The sequence below is a fragment of the Aeromonas bestiarum genome (assembly GCF_000819745.1).
Taxonomy (GTDB): domain Bacteria; phylum Pseudomonadota; class Gammaproteobacteria; order Enterobacterales; family Aeromonadaceae; genus Aeromonas; species Aeromonas bestiarum.
On the sequence record NZ_CDDA01000016.1, the window covers coordinates 1 to 1,680 of the forward strand.

The following is a 1,680-nucleotide window of genomic DNA, read 5'->3' on the forward strand; positions in this document are numbered from 1 at the left end:
GGCGCATTATAGGGAACCGCATCGCGATGACAAGGCTTTTTTTGAAGAAAGTCACGGAAACTTCAAAATATCCAATTAGAAACAGCTTACTCAGTGTATATATACAGTGTTATCCACAAGCCGATGATTTCAGTCCTGTTTTATCATCATTTAAGTGGGTCTTCCCCCATTAAGGGATGCCATACTGGAACGGATAATGTGTCCCAAGTGGTCCATGGTAGCGCCCGGCTGGAAAGCTGGTTACCATGGAGGTGAATAGAGTGTTGCACCTTTTTTGCTTTCATTTACAAAAGGTCTTTAAAGATGAATTTATCCAAGTTTCCCGTTTATGTACAGGCGGCCATCCTTGCCCTGGTATTGGCGCTGGTTGGTTATCTGGTTGCCCAGGCTCTGCAGTTTTCTTTGAAAGCCGAAGTGATTTTTGCTGTGGGTCTGGCCATTGGTGGTTTCATCGTGCCGCTGCTCCTTAAGCGGACACCTGCCGCCACGGCCGAGCTGGTCTCCGGCCAAGAGACTTGCACCTTATATGTAGGCAACCTGCCCTATCGCGCCAACGAGATTGCCGTACGCGAGCTGTTTGCAGAACAAGGCCAGGTGATCTCGGTCCGTTTGATGAAGGACAAGGCTACCGGCAAGCGCAGAGGATTTGGTTTTGTGGAGATGCCCGCCGCCGATGCAGCCAAGGCAATCACGGCGCTCAATGACAAGGAGTATCAGCAGCGCACCCTCAAGGTACGCGAAGCCAACGACAAGCGGGATAAAGATGAGAGGGAAGGGAGCGAGGTCGACGCCTGATCCCTTGGCGGTAACGAACTAGTACCGAACCTCTTCGAGTGATGACAGCCCCCAAGCTTGCAAGGGGGCTGTCAGTTTTTGGGCTTCTGCATCCAGTCGGGTGCAATAGGCCCTGGCCTGCACCATGGCCTGAGAAGCCGGCTCAGCGATAGTCGTCAATAGATGTGCCACCCGTCTTGCCACCGCGTCCCCTGAATCCACCAGCTGACATCCTGGCATCAGTTGCCGGATCTCGTCATTGAACAACGGGAAATGGGTGCAGCCCAGCACCAGGGTATCCGGCCTTTCCTCTCCTTCCATCCAGTCCGCCAGTACCTCCTGCAGCAACGCCATGTTTACCGGTCGTCCCGCCAGTTTGTGCTCGGCCTCGATGACCAGTTCGGTCGCGCCCTTGAGCAACACCCGCTTGCCCGGCGCAAACTGGGCGATGAGTTCGTGAGTATATTCACGACTGACGGTACCAGGGGTTGCCAGCAAGCCGATGCAACCATTGCGGGTCAGGGCGGCCGCGGGCTTGATGGCGGGAACCACGCCGACTACGGGTATGGTCAGGGCGTCACGCAAGGATGGCAGGGCTATGGTGCTGGCCGTGTTGCAGGCAATCACCACCAGATCGATGGCATGCTCGGCCACCATATGGCTGACCAGTCGGGTACAGGCCGCAATGAGGGCCGCCTCACTCAGTTCACCATAGGGGAAGTTGGCATTGTCGAAACAATAGAAGTAGTTGTGTGCCGGCAGCGCACGGCGGATCTCGCGATAGATGGTCAGGCCACCCATACCGGAGTCGAACACTAGAATATTGGCCACCTGACCTCCCCCTTTGGTGCAAGACGGCGATCATACTCCCGCCGACCGCCAATAGAAAAGGCTATGTCCCAATTA

Annotated in this window: 2 protein-coding genes; one reads left to right on the plus strand and one right to left on the minus strand. The window is 55.2% G+C overall.

The features are described 5' to 3' along the window. Positions 1–303 precede the first annotated feature (303 nt). Positions 304–795 carry an RNA recognition motif domain-containing protein gene (locus BN1118_RS10145; RefSeq protein ID WP_042036224.1) on the plus strand — a complete coding sequence of 164 codons (492 nt, stop codon included), beginning with the start codon at positions 304–306 and terminating at the stop codon, positions 793–795. Between the two features lie 18 nt (positions 796–813). On the opposite strand, the gene murI is transcribed toward BN1118_RS10145, so the two are convergent. Beyond that, positions 814–1,605, minus strand: a complete 792-nt coding sequence (gene murI / locus BN1118_RS10150) for a glutamate racemase (protein ID WP_043555905.1) — start codon at positions 1,603–1,605, stop codon at positions 814–816. Between the last annotated feature and the right edge of the window lie 75 nt (positions 1,606–1,680).

Bases quoted from the DNA above. Each gene is read 5' to 3' on its own strand.
- BN1118_RS10145 (WP_042036224.1), top strand. From the start codon at position 304: ATGAATTTATCCAAGTTTCCCGTTTATGTACAGGCGGCCATCCTTGCC.